The organism is Psychrobacter sp. H25 (assembly GCF_059076335.1).
The window spans coordinates 2,293,025-2,310,829 of record NZ_JCACRV010000001.1 but is presented as its reverse complement, the minus strand read 5'-3'; the positions used below and the strand labels follow the sequence as shown (position 1 = coordinate 2,310,829).

Below are 17,805 nucleotides of genomic sequence, written 5' to 3'. Positions count from 1 at the left end.
AATCAGCGCTTAGAAGCGCTGACTACTTAAAATAATTCAACGCCTACTGTGGTTCTGTTTTGAGCGGCTTATCCAAAGGCACATTGTACAATCGTAACGCCTCTTTCATAACGTTATGAAATACAGGGGCAACGGTGAGGCCAGCATAGATTTGACCACGCGGATCTTCAATAAGCATCACGCCTACAAGCTTTGGATTAGAGGCTGGTGCCATACCAGCAAACACATTGCGATACTGATCAGTATAATAGCCGCCTTCTGGATTGATGCGGCGCGAGGTACCTGTCTTACCTGCCACACGATAGCCATCAATAGCAGCGGCTTTGGCGGTACCGCCTGGCTCAGTCACACTCTCGAGCATTTGGACGATCGACATCGCTTGTTCGCGCGCCATAATACGTTTGCTGGGCTGCGGCTTGTCATTTTTGATTAAGGTCAATGGGTGCATTACTCCGCCTGCCGCTAGTGCTGAATAAGCTTGAGCCACCTGTGCTAGCGTTACTTGTAGACCGTAACCGTAACTGACCGTCGCACGCCGTGAGGTTTCTTTTTCTTTTGGTGTCACAATGAGACCACTGCCTTCACCTGGGAACTGTAAAGGGGTTTTTGTCCCAAAGCCAAACTGTTTTTGCATGTTGGTAATGGCTTCAGGCGGTAGCGAGAGCGCAATCTTGGTAGAGGCGACGTTACTGGATTTTTGTAGCAGCGTTGCCATGTTGATCATACCAAGATTATTATGATCTCGAATGGTATAGCCGCGCACACGAATTGAGCCAGGGTTGGTATCAATCAAGGTAGTCGGTGTATATTTACCTGAGTCCAATGCAGCAGCAACGGTAAATGGTTTCATAACTGAACCTGGTTCAAACACATCTAACAGCGCGCGGTTACGTTGGTTTTCGCCCGTCATCTCATTGAGATTATTTGAGTTAAATGACGGCCATGTCGATAGTGCCAGTACCTCGCCCGTTTGCACATCGACGATCATACCTGTTGACCAGCGTGCTTTTTGCAAGCGTCCTGCTTTTTCCAGCTCTTTGTAGAGCAAATACTGCAAACGCGAATCAATCGTCAGGGCCACATCTTTACCTGGTATCTCAGGCTCGATTTGCTTGATCTCTTTTAGACTGTTTTGTTTGGCATCTTTCAAGACCAGCACTTTACCGTCATCACCTGCCAGCTCTTTTTCATGCTGACGCTCAATACCAGCACGGCCCTCATAACCGCCCTCGGGATCATTGGCATTCTGTCCCATAAATCCTAGTAGCTGCGCATTAGATTGCGGCTGCGGGTAATAACGCTGAAAGAAGTTTTTCTCGTGGACACCAGGGAAGTCAAGGGAGCTGACGCTTTGAGCAATCTCAGGCGTTACTTTGTTGAGCAGCGGTAGATAATGCGAGCCTGCACCAGATGGCAGTGCCGCTTTGACAGCATCCTTGTCAGTCACATCGAGACTGTCATCGATTGCGGTGACTTTTTTTAGCTCATCGACTGAAATATTAGCAGCCGTTGCTAGCGTGGTCAGATCCATATTATCCAAGCGTTTTTGCATACGCGCCTGTAGTTGTGGACTACTAGGGTTGGTCAAAATAATACGCTTAAGCTCGTAATACTCACTGGCGTAATCGTGCGGACTAAATGATACGGTCGCAAGCGGCGCACTGACTGCAAGCGGTAAGTTATTGCGATCTGTAATCATGCCTCGATAAGATTTTTGTGTGCGCTCACTGGTGATGAGCTCATTGCCTTTGTCTTGATAAAACTGCGCATTAGCCACTTGGATATAATAGGCACGGCCAATCAATAACACTAATATTACCAGCGCCAAACCCCAAACAGTACGAAAACGGTTTTTGTCTTGCTCAAAACCGCCACGAGAAGAAGCGCCAGAGGCCTTACCTAAGAACCCTCGTTTGCTCTTTGAGTTTTTTCCAGCGTTATAAGCGCCTTTGGTATCGCTCTTTTTTATACGGCCAAATAGCTTTGCCTTACGATTGCCTGCCGCTTTATCACTCGCTTGCCCAGATTTGGCAGCGCTAGCACGGCGCAACGGCTTTGTTACCTTACCGCTGGCTGGTTTTTTGCCGGTGCTTTTTGCTGTAGGTTTGGTTTTTTTCTCACTCATTGTCCTGCCTCCATTGCCGGTTCTTCAGGAGAGATGTCGGTGGAAGCACGTGGACCAGTAGCGTCAGTCAACTCTTCGTCTGAGTCATCAGAAACTACTGGCACCAACGCTGTCGCGACGCCAGGCTGGATAATAAGCTTGTCTTTTAGGGTTGGGGAGTACATGCCCAGTTCAGCAACGGCACGGCTGGCAATCTGAGGTGTGGCGCTGAAGGTTTGCTGCTCAATCAATAGCCGCTGGTGCTCTACTTGTAACTTACGCTCTTGTTTTTTCATGTCTTGCAAGGTTTTATAATCCTGATGATATTGCTGAACTTCTTCGGCAGTTTTGATACCACTCCAGACGATTGCGGCTGCCAGTAGCAGCAGTACGACCACATAAATGCTTACCACATTGAATCGGCGCACGAACAGCTCGCCGATATCGGTGTTGGAGGGTACAGCGCGGCGATTTGCAGGTTTGTCAGATATTGCCATGACGATCTCAAAAAAGTGAACGTAAACGATAAAGTAAATAGTGAGTTGCAAACAACGAACTTAACATTGCCCAGCAGTACCATCAATAAAAATAAAACCAGAGATAACCATCGTATGACCGTAGCAGCCTGACTATAAAAGCCTATGACTATAGAGGTCTACAATTATCAATGTATCCTGTTAAAACCAGATCTACTGCCGTGCTAGATTAAATGAATGGACACTTAATTTTAGCTTAGAAGATGATCGATCCATGAGTCCATAAGCCTCATAGATCGTGAAACAGATAAAAATTATTTGCCGAGCCTAACAGACAATATTTACAGCTTTTTAACAGTGGCGTAGCGATTAAGACATTTGCACATCATTGAGATAGACAATAGCAACCATACGCGACCTGCTTAGTGCTTTCATCCAAGATTTATGATGCGTCCGTTTGCTGATACGCTGTATCAGTACGAGTGGCCAGTCGCAACCAGGCGCTGCGCGCGCGCGGATTCTGACTGGTTTCAGCTTTGCTAGGGCCAACGCGTTTTGGCTTGCTAAAATAACGCGGACGATTCGGCGGCATCGGTAGATTTTCGTCTTCTGGATACTGGCCTTTACTATGACGCTGCAAAAACTGTTTGATACGGCGATCTTCTAATGAGTGAAAGCTAATCACCGCCAGCTGACCACCTGGTTTTAAAATCGGAATGCTTTGCGCTAAAAAGTCATCGACATCTCCCAGCTCATTGTTAATAAAGATACGCATGGCCTGAAAGCTTTGTGTCGCTGGATGCTTACCGCGTTGCCAATTAGGATGCGCTACTTTGATCACTTCTGCCAGCTCAAGCGTAGAGTCATAGCCCTCCATCTGTTTGATAGCGCGAGCAATACGGCGACTGTGACGCTCTTCACCAAACTCATAGAGCACATTGGCCAACGTCTCATCATCGACTGTTTCAAGCCAATCGGCAACTGACTGGCCACGGCTGGTATCCATACGCATGTCCACTGCCCCATCACGCATAAAGCTAAAGCCGCGACTACCATCATCAATCTGCGGTGATGAAATGCCCAAATCCGCCATCAACCCATCCACTTCACTGATGCCCATAGCAGCTAGACTGTCAGTCAAGGTCGCAAAGCTGTCATGAACCACACGCACACGGCTGTCTTTACTTGCCAACTCTTGCGCTACGCTAATGGCCGTTGGGTCTTTGTCAAAGACAATCAGTGTGGCATCATCAGCAAGTTGACTTAATAGTAACCTACTATGACCGCCACGACCGAAGGTCGCATCGACGTAAATCCCACTTATATCTAAGCTATCTTGGTTATTTGGGCTATTTTGGTCGCTTGCTTTTTGCTTAGGTAATGCTTTTACGCCCAGCACTGCAGCGACAGCCTCTTGTAATAGCACCGCATCATGGACAAAACTTAATTCATCAGACGTGATATCGCCCTCATGACGGGCGTGAGTAATATCCATATCGACATTTTGCGTAGACGCATCACTTGTCAATGATGGGCTGGGCGCTGACTCAGAGAGATCAGTGGCAATAGAAGAACTGGCTTTCGATTTTGGCTTAGACTTTGATAGGGACACAAACAACTCAATAGATGACGACCATACTGGCCAGTAATTGGATGAAAATAAACAAGTTATGACTTGCCTAGCATTATTATCGCAAGGATACACGGCGAGTCAAGCACTAGAAGGGCTTTTCATTAAAAATATCACATGTCTCTGTTATACTAGCGCTATATTTTACGCTATTTCTTCACATCGACTTCATATCTTTCATCGCTATTTATACTAATAGCTTATATCGATAGCAAATTTTGAGACTTTTACCATGCAAACCTCTACTGACAGCACACGCCCTGTGCGCACGCGTATCGCCCCTTCACCTACTGGCTTCCCACACGTAGGTACTGCTTATATTGCGCTATTCAACCTAGCATTTGCCAAAGCGCATGGCGGCGAATTCATCTTACGTATCGAAGATACTGACCAGACGCGCTCGACTGAGCAATCAGAACAAATGATTTTGGACGCCTTACGCTGGGTCGGACTAGATTGGGCGGAAGGTCCAGATATTGGTGGCCCGCATGCCCCTTATCGTCAGAGCGAGCGCAGCGATATCTACAAAAAACACGCCGAGATACTCATAGAAAAAGACCATGCGTTCCGCTGTTTTTGTACTAGCGAAGAGTTAGATGCCATGCGTGCTGAGCAAATGGCCAACGGCGAGACCCCTCGTTATGATGGTCGCTGTGCTCATCTTGCACCGGAAAAAACTGAGCAATTGGTAAGCGAGGGCAAGCCGCATGTGATTCGTATGCGTGTACCGACTGAAGGCATCTGTCACGTAAATGACATGCTGCGCGGTACCGTTGAGATTCCTTGGACCCAAGTCGACATGCAAGTGCTACTAAAAACAGATGGCATGCCAACGTATCATCTAGCCAACGTCGTCGATGACCATCTGATGGAAATCACCCACGTCATGCGCGGTGAAGAGTGGCTGAACTCTGCGCCTAAACATCAGCTGCTTTATGAGTATTTTGGTTGGGAGATGCCAACCCTTTGTCATATGCCGCTACTGCGTAACCCAGATAAGTCAAAGCTCTCTAAGCGTAAAAACCCAACGTCGATCACCTACTATCGTGATGCAGGCGTACTGCCTGAAGCATTGTTAAACTATCTTGGGCGTATGGGCTACTCAATGCCTAATGATGCCGAGCAATTTACCTTGGATGAGATGATCGCAAGCTTCGATATTCAGCGTGTGTCGCTTGGCGGCCCTATATTCGACATCGAAAAGCTCAACTGGGTCAATAGCGAATGGCTACGTGCGCTCACCCCTGAAGAGCTAAAGAACAAAATTCTTGAATGGGCCAGCAATAGTGACAAGCTCACCGCAATCGCAGCGGCGATTCAACCACGTATCGAGCTATTGTCTGATGCGGTAAACTGGGGAGGTTTTTACTTCCAAAACTTACCTGATATTAATGCTGAGAGCTTCACTCATAAGACGCTTGCACCTGAGCAAATTATCGAGATGCTGCAATTGGCGCTTTGGCAGCTTGAGACCCTACCAACGTGGTCGGAAGAAAACATCTATGCCACGTTAAAAGGCCTTGCTGCTCACCTTGATATCAAGATGCGCGACTTTATGGCGCCGTTCTTTATCGCTATCGCTGGTAGCACGTCATCGACGCCCGTTATGAACTCCATGGCGATTATCGGTGCTGATATGACATTGACTCGCTTGCGTCATGCGGTTGATGTACTAGGTGGTTTGGGTAAAAAGAAACTTAAAAAGCTTGAAAAACAAGCGGCAGAATTACCAGATTTCTTAGCCTCTGCTGAATAGTTCAGTTGCTGCATAGTTTATCGGCTAAACAGCCTAAATAGTTTCAGCCAATTAGCCAAACTTGTTGAATGTAAAAGGGTCAGGCCATCTCTGACCCTTGTTTCGTTGTTGATAAGCACTACTACTCTCAGAATATAAAAATCTCTTACTCAATATTTTAATTGGAAATAGACATGGCTGCCAAAACCGTCACCATAGAAAGCAAAGATTATGTATTTAACACCCTAAAAGAAGCACAGAAATATTATGATGCCATCGTAAAAGAGCTTTTTGACGCAAATTTGACTCTGACCAAGGGCCAAGACTTCGAAGATTTAAAATGGATATATAGCACTTACTGTGGTTACACCAAGCATAATCTAGATAAATTGAGCGAATATGACATCATTGGCGTCAAAGGTATAAGAACAATCAGAGAAAAAGGCGGTCAATATGTGCCAACTGAATGCTGTGCGATTATTTTTTCTGATGGCAGCGAAGCAGAGTTTTATACCGATAAAGCCATCAAAGAGATCGCACTTAAGCAAAATCTACGTTAATTTGGCTTTGTTAAGCTTTTAGAGTAGGCTAAATCACTTTTTTTTGCATATTTATGAATTATTTTTAAAATAGTGGTTGACAGGACAGCCGGTCTTGCATAAAATACGCACACTCTTAGCGAGGGGCTATAGCTCAGTTGGTAGAGCACTTGCATGGCATGCAAGGGGTCAACGGTTCGACTCCGTTTAGCTCCACCATACTTATTTATACCAACGCTCAGTATTACTGAAACGTAATCATAAATACTCGCTAGTAGGACGATATCAGCACCTGGGCAATGCTTATTTAATAAGCTATCTGATATTGTGAAGTACCGTTGTAACCACTGGTTATAACACTCTATGCGTCCCCATCGTCTAGAGGCCTAGGACACCGCCCTTTCACGGCGGTAACGGGGGTTCGAATCCCCCTGGGGACGCCACTATTCGGCGTCACTTATTAGCACTTTTGCTTAGCATCAGGTTAGACTAATAAGCGAACAATAAAAAACCCAGTCATCATACGGTGACTGGTTTTTTTTATGTCTGTCATTTCTCAAAACCCTCTATTCTGTTGTCGTTAGCTTATTATTAATAGCTGCTAGCTTACTGTTGATAGCGCTATTGCCAAACTATCTAATACTCGTTAATATCGATCTGATAAGCATATTTACAAAGCGTACCTATCTACTATAAATGATGGGGCTTAGCGTGATTGAAGGGAAGTGATTGCTATGTTTGGTATTGAGGACTATTTAGGGTTTATCTTGGCAGCTATTTTGTTAAACCTAACGCCAGGTACGGATAGCATGTACATCATCACCCGTAGTGTTTCACAAGGGCAAACAGCAGGGTTTTATTCTGTTCTGGGCATCACCTCGGGTATTTTGGTCCATACCCTCTTGGCATCTTTAGGATTGTCCGTATTGATCGCCAGTTCACCTGTGGCCTTTATGATCGTCAAATATATCGGTGCGGCTTACTTATGCTACTTAGGTCTAAAAATGCTACTGAGCAAAAATTCAAATTCAATAGCGAATAGTTTATCTAAAGACGAACGCACTATTGATAAACAGAATGTAGACAGCTGGCAAATCTATAAGCAAGGCGTGTTGACCAATGTATTTAATCCAAAGGTCGCCTTATTTTTCCTCGCGTTTTTCCCTCAATTTATCGATGCCAGTTATGCTTATGGCATGTTGTCATTTCTAATGCTAGGGCTGACCTTTGCTACCAGTGGGTTTATATGGTGCTTATGTTTGGCACTATTAGCAGCTCGGTTTAGTATACGCTTGCGAGAAAACCCTTCTATTGAAACAATACTCAACAGAATTAGTGGTGTGGTGTTTGTGGGCTTGGGGATTAAGTTATTGACTGAAGAAGCATAGAGAAAAGTGTATTAATAAAAAAACATCTTCAATAAAAAAGCCCAATCCCCTACTTTAAAGGAGATTGGGCTTTTCGTCATATAAAGCTTAACGAATTACTAGCTTGCTTCTTTACTTTCAGCCGCCAGTTGACGTAGTACGTAGTGCAATACGCCGCCATGACGCACATATTCGCGCTCTTTTGGCGTTTGTAGACCGACATTAACCTCAAAGGTCTCGCTCGATCCATCAGCACGCGTAGCCGTAACGGTGGCCGTTTTGCTTTCGCCATTGTCCAGACCCGTGATGCTCAATACTTCAGAACCATCTAGTTTGTAGGTTTCTGCGTTTTCACCATCTTCAAACGTCAATGGCAACACGCCCATACCGACGAGGTTTGAACGGTGAATACGCTCAAACGAACTGGTCAATACCGCTTTTACGCCTAGTAGGATTGTACCTTTGGCTGCCCAGTCACGGCTAGAGCCTGAGCCATACTCTGATCCGCCAAGCACGACGAGCGGACGCTTATCTTCTTTATACTTCATCGCTGCATTATAGATGGGCATTTCTTCGCCATCTTGTAACGTAGCGCTGTCATCTTTGAAGTAATAGGTATAACCGCCTTCCTTGCCGTCCATCATGGTGTTTTTGATACGGATATTAGCAAAGGTACCACGGGTCATGACTGCATCGTTACCACGGCGTGAACCATAGCTGTTGAAGTCTGCTTCCATTACACCGCGCTCTTGTAAGTACTGACCTGCTGGCGAATCTGGGTCGATGTTACCTGCTGGTGAGATATGATCGGTGGTGATTGAATCACCGAACAGACCAAGGATACGTGCGCCTTCGATATCAGGAATACCTTCTGGCTCCATAGTCATACCATCAAAGAACGGTGGGTTTTTGATATAGGTCGAGCCTTCGTCCCACGGATACAGCTGACTATCCGCTGAGCTAATTGCGTTCCACGCTGCGCTACCATCGAACACTTCACCGTAGTTTTTGCGGAACATATCAGCGTCGATATTGTTAGCGATCAGCTCATTAATCTCTTCTGAGGTTGGCCAGATATCTTTTAGATAGACATCATTGCCGTCTTGGTCTTGCGCTAATGGATGTGTTGTCAAGTCGATATCGACCGTACCTGCCAACGCATAGGCAACTACTAGCGGCGGTGATGCCAAATAACTGGCCTTCACATGTGAGTGGATACGACCTTCAAAGTTACGGTTACCTGACAGTACGGCAGAAGCAACCAAGTCGTTCTTTTCAATACCTTTTTCAATCGCTTCAGGAAGTGGCCCTGAGTTACCGATACAGGTGGTACACCCATAACCCACAAGATAGAAGCCTGTTTTTTCTAGCTCATCCATAAGGTTGGTTTTTTCTAGGTAATCAGTGACGACTTTAGAGCCAGGGGCCAATGACGTTTTGACCCATGGCTTAGCTTTGAGCCCTTTGGCAGCAGCTTTTTTGGCTACTAGGCCGGCACCGATCATAACCGCAGGGTTTGAGGTATTGGTACAAGAGGTAATGGCAGCAATTACGACTGAGCCATCTCTTAACTTGTGCTGCTTATCATCGATACTGACATTTGAGAAGACGTTATTTGCCGGAGCATGTTTGAGATCATCGTCTCTTGTGTCGACTTCGATCTTTGGCTCAGCCACTAGATCCTCTGCTTGCTCTTGCTCGCCGCCCTCTTGATCAAAACGTATCTTACCGTCCACTTCTACTTTACGGTCTTTATTCATTTTTGCTAACGTTTCGCCAAACTTCTCATGCATATCTGATAGGTTGATACGCTGCTGCGGCAAATTAGGACCAGCTAGTGCTGGTTGTACTGAAGATAAGTCTAGCTCTAGTTTACTAGAATAAGTCGCCGCTGGTGTATCAGCATCATGCCATAAGCCTTGCGCCTTGGCATATTGCTCAACCAGCTCAATTTGCTCTTCATCTCGACCAGACAGACGCAGGTAATCAATCGCCATCTGATCGATTGGGAAAATACCACAAGTCGCACCGTACTCTGGCGACATGTTGGCGATAGTAGCGCGATCGGCCAATGGCATACTGTGTAAGCCTTCGCCATAAAACTCAACGAATTTACCCACCACGCCGTGTGCACGTAGCATCTCCACCACACGTAATACCAAATCAGTTGCTGTGACGCCTTCGGTCAGCTTGCCTTTGAGCTCAAATCCGACCACTTGTGGAATCAGCATCGAGGAAGGTTGACCCAGCATCGCCGCTTCGGCTTCGATACCGCCCACACCCCAACCAAGCACACCGATACCATTAATCATCGTGGTGTGGCTGTCTGTGCCAAATACGGTATCTGGATAAGCCATCAGCTCGCCATCAACATCTGCTGCCATCACGACGCGAGCGAGATACTCAAGGTTGACCTGATGCACGATACCTGTCGCTGGTGGTACGACGACGAAGTTCTCAAAGGCTTGTTTGCCCCAATGCAAAAACTCATAGCGCTCATTGTTACGCTTAAATTCGATTTTTTCGTTGAGATCTAGTGCGTCCTCACGGCCATAAGCATCGACCTGTACAGAGTGATCAACGACCAGCTCACTAGGGATAAATGGGTTAATTTGCTCAGCTTTACCGCCAAGCTCAACCACTGCATCACGCATCGCGGCCAAATCAACAACTGACGGCACACCAGTGAAATCTTGCAAGACCACACGTGCTGGCATAAAGGCAATCTCTTTTGATGCCTCAGCGCCTGCATCCCAGTTAGCAACTGCTTCGATATGGTTTTTGCCAACCGACTGGCCGCCGTCTTCGTTACGCAATAGGTTCTCCAATACCACTTTCATACAAAATGGTAGGGTATCGATATGTTCGTAAGTTTCGGTCAGCTTTGGCAAACTATAAAAGGCATGTTCCTTGCCAGCGACTGAGAGGGTGTCTTTTACATTAAAAATATCACTCATGATAGCTTCCTTATCGTTGTTATAGATCCTAGACGTCAATTATTATGGGTGTAGGTATATGACTGGTGGCTGAATAAATGATCGAATTGATTTTGATAATCGAAAGGTGTCGTCAATTTATCTTATGACCGCTTCTGCTCGCAAAGAAAATAATGCTACTTTAACAATGCTATTTGCTTGCTCAACAAAAGCTTCTTTTACCATAACAAACATGCAAGGCTTTGTTAACGTCTAGACGTTATCGAATCGTGGCACAATCGTAAACGTAACAAAGGCTTAATGAGCTATATACTAATGGTGATCGCTATCACTTACTGGGTTTTTGGCGTCTGCCACTACGGAACACGTAGCTGTCGTCATAAAACTCGGTCACGGCGTTTGCTGCCCAGAAATGCGGTACACCTAAAATCGGTAGCGGCGCAAGCTGTCGTGGTTTGACATCATCATTTGATAATAACGTGTCCATGTATTCGGCAACCTTATCATCTAAATAGCTCATACGTTCAGCCAATGATAAGGTAAAGAGCTCTTGTGAAACATGAATGACAATACTATGCGCACATAATGGTTTACGCGGTTGTATCAGTTGCTCAAGTAGTGCATGCCCAAAGATATAGACTGCTGCCTGAGCGCTGTTATCAGGTTGTGCTGGGTTGTCCCATTTAGCTCGTGGTTTCACCAAACTTGCCTGCCAGTCAAAACTAACCAACGCCTCACCGATACTAACATCAGAAGTCACCAGCACGGCGCCATTCTCATCAAAGACAGTAATAGTGTCACGTACCCGTCCTCGTCGCTCACTAACGCCTTGCTTGGCAATCTCTAGCATATGATAGTAATTGAGCATAGCCTTAGTCTTTGGGAAGGTCAGCCAGATACTACCGTTAAATAAATCATGCAAATTGTCCCTCGTCGGAATATGTCCGCTTGTCCCGATGAAATGCTCGTAAGCTTCGCCATCGGGCAATGCATTTTGAGAGACAAACTGCAGGGTCTGCGGCTTGTTATCATGAGCTGGTTTGGTCTGTGGTAAGGGTTGCTCCAAGACCGCCGCTTGCCGTTCCATCGCTGTTTTCAATACTGCACCAACGACATCAGGTGTACTACCGATAGCTTTTGGCGTGCCCACACTGTCTGCCTGGTGCTTGATATTGCTAAGGTGCGCAATAGTTGTGCTGAGATAACCCAGCTGGGTAATATGAGACAACCACGGTGCTTGCCAATCAATATCGGCAAAGGACTTATCAAGTGTACCCTTTACGATAGAAGGGTCGTTATTGTCTGTGTCGGGATTTGGTTTGGCTGGCAAGTCACTGGCTGGCATAAGCGCTATCTCTCAAGGTTTATCTCTGTTAGACGTATGGGCGGTCTATGGTATCATGGTGCGCTTTTTTACAGCTAGATGAGCGACTCGAAAGGTCTTTTTGAGCGCGATGGATAAATGAGTTTTTATGGCAAATTTTAATACCCACTTAAACGTTGCATTTATGGTTAGCGGTGCCATGAGTCTGACCGTATATAAAGCTGGACTGATCGACGACTCAGGATTTTTGATGTGTGTGGCGCTTGGGACTATTGGCGGGTTGTTACCAGATTTAGATTCGGATAACTCAACACCGATTAAGCTTGGTTTTAATATCACCTCGTTTGTCTTTGCCTTTGGTTTAGTCATGCACTGGCGTAGTGAGCTAAGCTTGCTTTCGCTGATAGCATTATGGCTGGCTGGCTACGGTTTTATGCGTTATGTCGTTTTTCATATTTTTACTACGATGACTGTGCATCGCGGCGTCATCCACTCTGTGCCATATATGGCGATATTGGGATTGGGTCTGACGTGCTTAAGTTATTACGGTCTACACCTACCACTGACGACCAGCTGGTTTTACGGTCTGTTTTTGTTTGGCGGGGCGATAGTGCATTTATCATTGGACGAGCTGTATAGCGTGAATTTGTCTAATATGAAAATGAAGCGCTCATCGGGCACAGCGATGAAGTTCTACCAGCCAAAAGATAAATGGTGGTACTTGCTCTTATATACTATCCTTGCATTACTGGTGTATGTCGCTCCGCCTTTTGAGATGTTTTGGTCGCGACTAAGTGATCCTTCTGCATGGGCACAGCTAAGAGTTGGTATGCTGCCGACACTCCTAGAAGATATGCTACGGTAAGCTATTACTACCAATCATTAGAGTATGCTATGTCACTTTTTATACCATCTACTACCCAAACCTGCCCTTGCCAAATCAATCCGTTATCAGAGACAGACTCGCCGCTCTCCTATCAAGAGTGCTGCCAGCCTTATCATAATGCTTTTTATGATGACGAAGTAGGTGGTCTAAAAGCGGAGACAGCCGAGCGGCTTATGCGGTCGCGCTATAGTGCATTTGTACTCATCAAACCAGACTATATCGTTAAGACCACGCTACCTGCACAGCAGGCTTTGCTTGACGTCACATCGGTTGAGAGTTGGGCAAAAGAGACGGACTGGGCAGGCTTAGAGATTGTGAAGCATACGCCAAAGCTGGGCAAAAGACATGCGCAGGTTGAGTTTGAGGCGTATTTTAATACCAAAGATAATGCTCGTGATTTAGCAGAAAAAATACAAGCGCATCATGAGTTATCTACCTTTGTGAAAACAAAAGACAAGTTTAGTAATGATGCGCGTTGGTACTTTTTAGACCCGACGGTTGCGATAACAGTGACGCAAAAGCAACCGTGTATTTGTGGTTCTGGAGAGAAATTTAAGCGGTGTTGTGGGGGATATTTGGGTTAGTTTTTTATTAGCTTGTTATGAAAATATATTTGCTTATTATCTTCATTGTCGTCTTTAAGCCATTCAGATACTTCAATCATTTCGCAATCTGGCGTAATTTTGTAATAGTTGTAGTAACTACTAGCATAAACATTTTCAGAGGGCACATAGCAAGTTATAGACTCAGTTTTGCAAAAAGATTGAAGTCTTTTCAAAAAAATATCAAGTGGAATCTTAATTCGGTAAATCTGTAATAGCATACAAGCATCACCTTCTATGAGACTTTTTACTCCGAGACATTCGCAAAGTTTTGGAAGTTGATTTCCTAAGGTTCCTATCTCTTGCAAGCTTAATACCGCAACCTTATTTTCTGGCAAGCTAAAAACTTTCTGTAGTAACAAACTAGCCTTTTCATCACTAATAGCTTGTTTTACAAAAAAATCAATCATTAAGATACCTGATACAGTATGAAGAGAATTAAATACTGCTTATATATACATTCTAAGTTATTAGAAGGTCTGAACTATTCGTCAAAAACATCAATGTACAAAGTAAACTATTCAAAATTGCCAAATATCATTCCCTAAACACTCGCCCCAACCTCCCGTGCAATCGCAATCCCTTCCTCAACCGTCAAAAACTTGCGCTGGCTTGGGCTATCTTTATAAATGACATCACCGTCTTGAAAGATTAAGCACTCATTGACCGCCAGCTGTTGCCATTTCTCATTTTCAGTGAGCGGCACGGTGACTAAGATCGTGACTTTGTCCGTGTCTGTGGTCACATCACCAAAGTTAATCGCCAGATCGTCGTCTGATAATTTCGCCTCACCAAATGGTGCTTTTCGCGTTAGATAAAACAACAAACTGCCCGCATAAGCCAGTTGCCACTTGCCGTTCGATATCAAGCAGTTGAATAGACCATTTGCAGACAGATAGCGACACTGCGTGGTCAAAAAATTAAACAGTGTTTGGTCGTCAGGACGAGTTTTGAAGCTACTCTTTAAACGATTAATGAGATAGCAAAAGATCATTTCAGAGTCAGTGCTACCCACTGGCTGACAATGCGCGGCATTACCGTTGTCTTGCAGGCGCTGGCAACGCTTGATAAACTCGCTATTCATCTGTCCATTGTGCGCAAACACCCACTGCTCGCCCCATACTTCACGGACGAACGGATGCGTATTTGCCAAACAGTTCTGCCCTTGCGTCGCTTTACGGATATGAGCGATGACATTCATGGCTTTGATTGGGTAATTGTTCACCAAGTCAGCTACTGGTGACAGGTGGCTCGGTCTGTTGTCATGAAATAGACGCAGGCCTGTTGAATCATTTACCGTGTCATCGTTAGTGTTGTCATTATTGCTGCATTCGCTACGTTCAAAAAACGCAATACCAAAACCGTCTTCATGACTGTCTGTCATTCCGCCGCGTTTGCGAAATCCTGCAAAACTAAAGCCAATATCCGTCGGGGTATTGCAGTTCATTCCTAAAAGTTGACACATTTATAGTTCACCGTTTTTATAGTCTTGTTTGCCATGATTGTGCTCGGTTTCTGGAGTAATACCGAGCTCAGCATCGCTCATATTGGCGAGTAGATCAGCCCTAGCACTACTGTCTGTATCGATACCCTCTAAGATACGCTGAGCTTCTGCTAGCTCTGTACCCTCTACCCAAAGCACTATACCAGAGTTCATACCAGGGATAGCACTTAGCGGCTGTAGAGACACCGCGATGCCATTATTGCGTAGCAGGTTGGCATGCAGCTCGCCCTGCATGTTGGTATCGAAACGTGCCAGTTTGTGCCAGTTATCAACTTGATCAGTCATGGTGTCGTCTCCAAAGTGCTGCTACTAGGATATCTACTGCTAGCATATTTGTTACTAGGGTAAGTGGATAAGCAATGTTTAGGATACTTGATCTAGTGTATATTCTTTGACTGCAAACTCACTACTATTAGCTAATTTTTCGTGTGCTTGCTCGGCTTGTGCCATGCTACTAAACACACCAGCAATGTGATTGTTCTGTGTGTTCGATAATACAAACACTGCGTTCTGCGCTTTTTCGACATGTGCCCAATGATAGGCGGCTAAACGCTTCATCAAGTCAGGGTTTTTGACCATGATGTTGTCACCCGTACGACCTTCGGTACGGTTGTAATGAATCACGTTTAGACGCAGTAACCAGAATATCACTGCTGCTTTTGCTAGCATAACAGGTAGTGCACGTTTCTCATCAGTATTTAGTGGGCGTATCGATTCATAACCTTGTAAGAATACCGCCATTTTATTGCGATCAAAGTTCACAGACTCGCCCTGCTCAGCGACGCCCCACGTGGTACAAAAATCATTGATAGTGATAGCAATATCCATCACATAGTGCTCGACACTGACTTCAGTGAAATCTAACAAACCCGTCAGACGTGCTTCACCTTTTTGTAGATTCCATAATGTGTTGTCAGCAAACATATCTAAATGACATAAGCCGTTTGGCAATGTAGTCAGCGGTAGATCGCGATAAGACTGCCAAATATCGCTCATCAATTTGGCTTCGTCACCTGGCATAAACTGCATTTCGCGGTCACGTACATCTGCCCATGGGTATAAGGGTACGCCATATTGCTCGCTTGGCTGCAGTGCTTGCAGGGTCTCATGCAGCATGGCTAACGCCGCCCCGATATCGTGACACATCGCTTGCGTGGTTTGGTCTGGATGCGATCCTGATAGGCATGGCACTAGGGTAATCGCTTTGTCTTCATAATGGATGACATAACGTTTATCGTCACTATCCGTTTGAGCGCTATTCGATTCAATAACTGCCAATGGCGCGGCAACAGGTAGTTTGCCATCTAACTGGTTTAGGATGATTGCCATTTTTTCGATATCAGCAGGTGGACGCTCTTCAAACAAGGTAAATACATAAGAGTATGTACCCTCTACATCATCAGTCGTTTGAATAAACCAGTTTGAGTTTTTGATACCTTGAGTGATTGGAATCGCACGGGCGAACGACACACCAAAGCTTTGGCAAAAGGCGGCAAACTGATCATCGGTTAACTGGGTATAGACGGACATAACATCTCACTTATGACGGTTAAATAGTAAAAGTAGTACGTGAAATAATAAATTCAATTTGGGTAATAATAAATGTGGTGACAGTCAATAATAGTGACCATTACGTCGCCGATAAGCAAACTTTAAATATCGTTAAGATATTTTGTCAATCGGCTGCGTTCTATGACGTAGCTGATACTGATAAAAGTAGCCACATAGTAAAATAGCAACTCAGCAGGCAGCTACTTAATAAAACAATGACTTAATAAAACAGCTGACACATAGGCTAGCTAATATATAGGCTAAGCATTTTTTGCAATCTTTAAACCTTCTTCAATCGACAAATAAACAGGGGACTTAGGGACATCTTGATAAACCATATGACCTTCTGCAAAAATAATGCACTCATCAACGGCCAGCTGTTGCCAGTTTTCATCACTAGTAAGTGGGGTGGTAGCGAGCACCGTCATGACATCGTCTGTCTCGTTGACGGTCTCAAAGTCCATCGTTACATCCACATCAATGAGAGCCGCTGAGCCAAATGGAGTTTGACGAGTCACATGAAACAATAACGTATTGGCATAGCCAAGCATCCACTCACCATTGGACATCACGCAATTGAACAGTCCATAATTCGCCAAAAAACGGCATTGCACGGTTAAGAACTCATACAGTGTCTGTGCATCGGGCTTGTACTCAAACTGGTCTTTTAGTTGATTGAGCAAGTAACAAAACGCAAATTCCGAATCGGTGTCCCCTACTGGGCAATAGTGATGTGATTTGCCTTGCTTGATAGGGTCGCTATCGGCCGCATCTTTAATGGTCATTTTACCGTTGTGAGAAAACACCCAAGCCTCGCCCCAAATCTCACGCGTAAAAGGATGAGCATTACTGAGTAACTGATCATCTGATTTGCGTATATGGACAATAGTATTATCAGCTTTTACTCGAGTTTGACTGACCAACTCAGCAAGTGGGGAGTCCATCGCCGCGCGATTATCGCAGTACAAACGCAGACCCGTCGGCTCAAAATAAGCAATGCCAAAACCGTCAACATGATCGTCTGTAAGCCCACCACGAGCCCGAAAACCAGCAAAAGAGAAACCGATATCAGCAGGATTTTTACTGTTCATGCCGAGCAGTTGACACATAAGCACCCTTTGCATTTGTTTTGTAAAATAGTTACGCGTATC

Annotated in this window: 15 protein-coding genes and 2 tRNA genes; 7 read left to right on the top strand and 10 right to left on the bottom strand. The window is 45.1% G+C overall.

Going from position 1 to position 17,805, the window contains the following annotated elements; genetic code table 11:
• Positions 1-43: 43 nt before the first annotated feature.
• From AC5JPO_RS09385 to rsmH, 3 genes are all read right to left on the bottom strand, one after another.
• A complete protein-coding gene (locus AC5JPO_RS09385) occupies positions 44-2,125 on the bottom strand; it encodes a peptidoglycan D,D-transpeptidase FtsI family protein (protein ID WP_443526753.1) in 2,082 nt (693 codons plus the stop codon).
• A complete protein-coding gene (gene ftsL, locus AC5JPO_RS09380; RefSeq protein ID WP_319052334.1) occupies positions 2,122-2,601 on the bottom strand; it encodes a cell division protein FtsL in 480 nt (159 codons plus the stop codon). The genes AC5JPO_RS09385 and ftsL overlap by 4 nt, the downstream gene beginning before the upstream one ends.
• A gap of 421 nt (positions 2,602-3,022) precedes the next feature.
• Positions 3,023-4,075 carry a 16S rRNA (cytosine(1402)-N(4))-methyltransferase RsmH gene (gene rsmH / locus AC5JPO_RS09375; protein ID WP_443526823.1) on the bottom strand — a complete coding sequence of 351 codons (1,053 nt, stop codon included), beginning with the start codon at positions 4,073-4,075 and terminating at the stop codon, positions 3,023-3,025.
• Positions 4,076-4,442: 367 nt separating this feature from the next.
• On the opposite strand from rsmH, the gene gltX reads away from it, so the two are divergent.
• The 5 genes from gltX (at position 4,443) to AC5JPO_RS09350 (ending at position 7,872) form a co-directional block, all read left to right on the top strand.
• Positions 4,443-5,966 (top strand): glutamate--tRNA ligase, encoded by a 1,524-nt coding sequence (gltX, locus tag AC5JPO_RS09370; protein WP_443526754.1) that lies wholly within the window; start codon positions 4,443-4,445, stop codon positions 5,964-5,966.
• Positions 5,967-6,139: 173 nt separating this feature from the next.
• Positions 6,140-6,505: a hypothetical protein gene (locus AC5JPO_RS09365; protein WP_443526755.1), complete on the top strand. Its 366-nt coding sequence runs from the start codon at positions 6,140-6,142 to the stop codon at positions 6,503-6,505.
• Between the two features lie 122 nt (positions 6,506-6,627).
• Positions 6,628-6,703: transfer RNA gene (locus AC5JPO_RS09360), tRNA-Ala, on the top strand.
• 148 nt (positions 6,704-6,851) lie between these two features.
• Positions 6,852-6,927 (top strand) — tRNA-Glu (locus AC5JPO_RS09355).
• A gap of 291 nt (positions 6,928-7,218) precedes the next feature.
• On the top strand, positions 7,219-7,872 hold the full coding sequence (locus AC5JPO_RS09350) for a LysE family translocator (protein WP_443526756.1): 654 nt from the start codon (positions 7,219-7,221) through the stop codon (positions 7,870-7,872).
• A gap of 98 nt (positions 7,873-7,970) precedes the next feature.
• Here the strand turns inward: AC5JPO_RS09350 and acnA are convergent, their stop codons facing one another.
• Positions 7,971-10,808 (bottom strand): aconitate hydratase AcnA, encoded by a 2,838-nt coding sequence (acnA, locus tag AC5JPO_RS09345; RefSeq protein ID WP_443526758.1) that lies wholly within the window; start codon positions 10,806-10,808, stop codon positions 7,971-7,973.
• Positions 10,809-11,115: 307 nt separating this feature from the next.
• Complete coding sequence (locus tag AC5JPO_RS09340; RefSeq protein WP_443526759.1) at positions 11,116-12,132, bottom strand: DUF3025 domain-containing protein; 1,017 nt, start codon at positions 12,130-12,132, stop codon at positions 11,116-11,118.
• 127 nt (positions 12,133-12,259) lie between these two features.
• Here AC5JPO_RS09340 and AC5JPO_RS09335 point away from each other — a divergent pair, with 127 nt between their 5' ends.
• Positions 12,260-12,976: a metal-dependent hydrolase gene (locus AC5JPO_RS09335; RefSeq protein ID WP_443526760.1), complete on the top strand. Its 717-nt coding sequence runs from the start codon at positions 12,260-12,262 to the stop codon at positions 12,974-12,976.
• 29 nt (positions 12,977-13,005) lie between these two features.
• Positions 13,006-13,581, top strand: a complete 576-nt coding sequence (locus AC5JPO_RS09330; protein ID WP_443526761.1) for a YchJ family protein — start codon at positions 13,006-13,008, stop codon at positions 13,579-13,581.
• Here AC5JPO_RS09330 and AC5JPO_RS09325 read toward each other — a convergent pair.
• From AC5JPO_RS09325 to AC5JPO_RS09305, 5 genes are all read right to left on the bottom strand, one after another.
• On the bottom strand, positions 13,578-14,009 hold the full coding sequence (locus AC5JPO_RS09325) for a hypothetical protein (RefSeq protein ID WP_443526762.1): 432 nt from the start codon (positions 14,007-14,009) through the stop codon (positions 13,578-13,580). The two genes, AC5JPO_RS09330 and AC5JPO_RS09325, sit on opposite strands and share 4 nt — an antisense overlap.
• 134 nt (positions 14,010-14,143) lie before the next feature.
• Complete coding sequence (locus AC5JPO_RS09320; RefSeq protein ID WP_443526763.1) at positions 14,144-15,064, bottom strand: class II glutamine amidotransferase; 921 nt, start codon at positions 15,062-15,064, stop codon at positions 14,144-14,146.
• On the bottom strand, positions 15,065-15,388 hold the full coding sequence (locus AC5JPO_RS09315) for a hypothetical protein (protein WP_443526764.1): 324 nt from the start codon (positions 15,386-15,388) through the stop codon (positions 15,065-15,067).
• A 78-nt stretch (positions 15,389-15,466) separates the two neighbouring features.
• Positions 15,467-16,633, bottom strand: a complete 1,167-nt coding sequence (locus AC5JPO_RS09310) for a homoserine kinase (protein ID WP_443526765.1) — start codon at positions 16,631-16,633, stop codon at positions 15,467-15,469.
• Positions 16,634-16,914: 281 nt separating this feature from the next.
• Positions 16,915-17,763, bottom strand: a complete 849-nt coding sequence (locus AC5JPO_RS09305; RefSeq protein WP_443526767.1) for a class II glutamine amidotransferase — start codon at positions 17,761-17,763, stop codon at positions 16,915-16,917.
• Positions 17,764-17,805 lie beyond the last annotated feature (42 nt).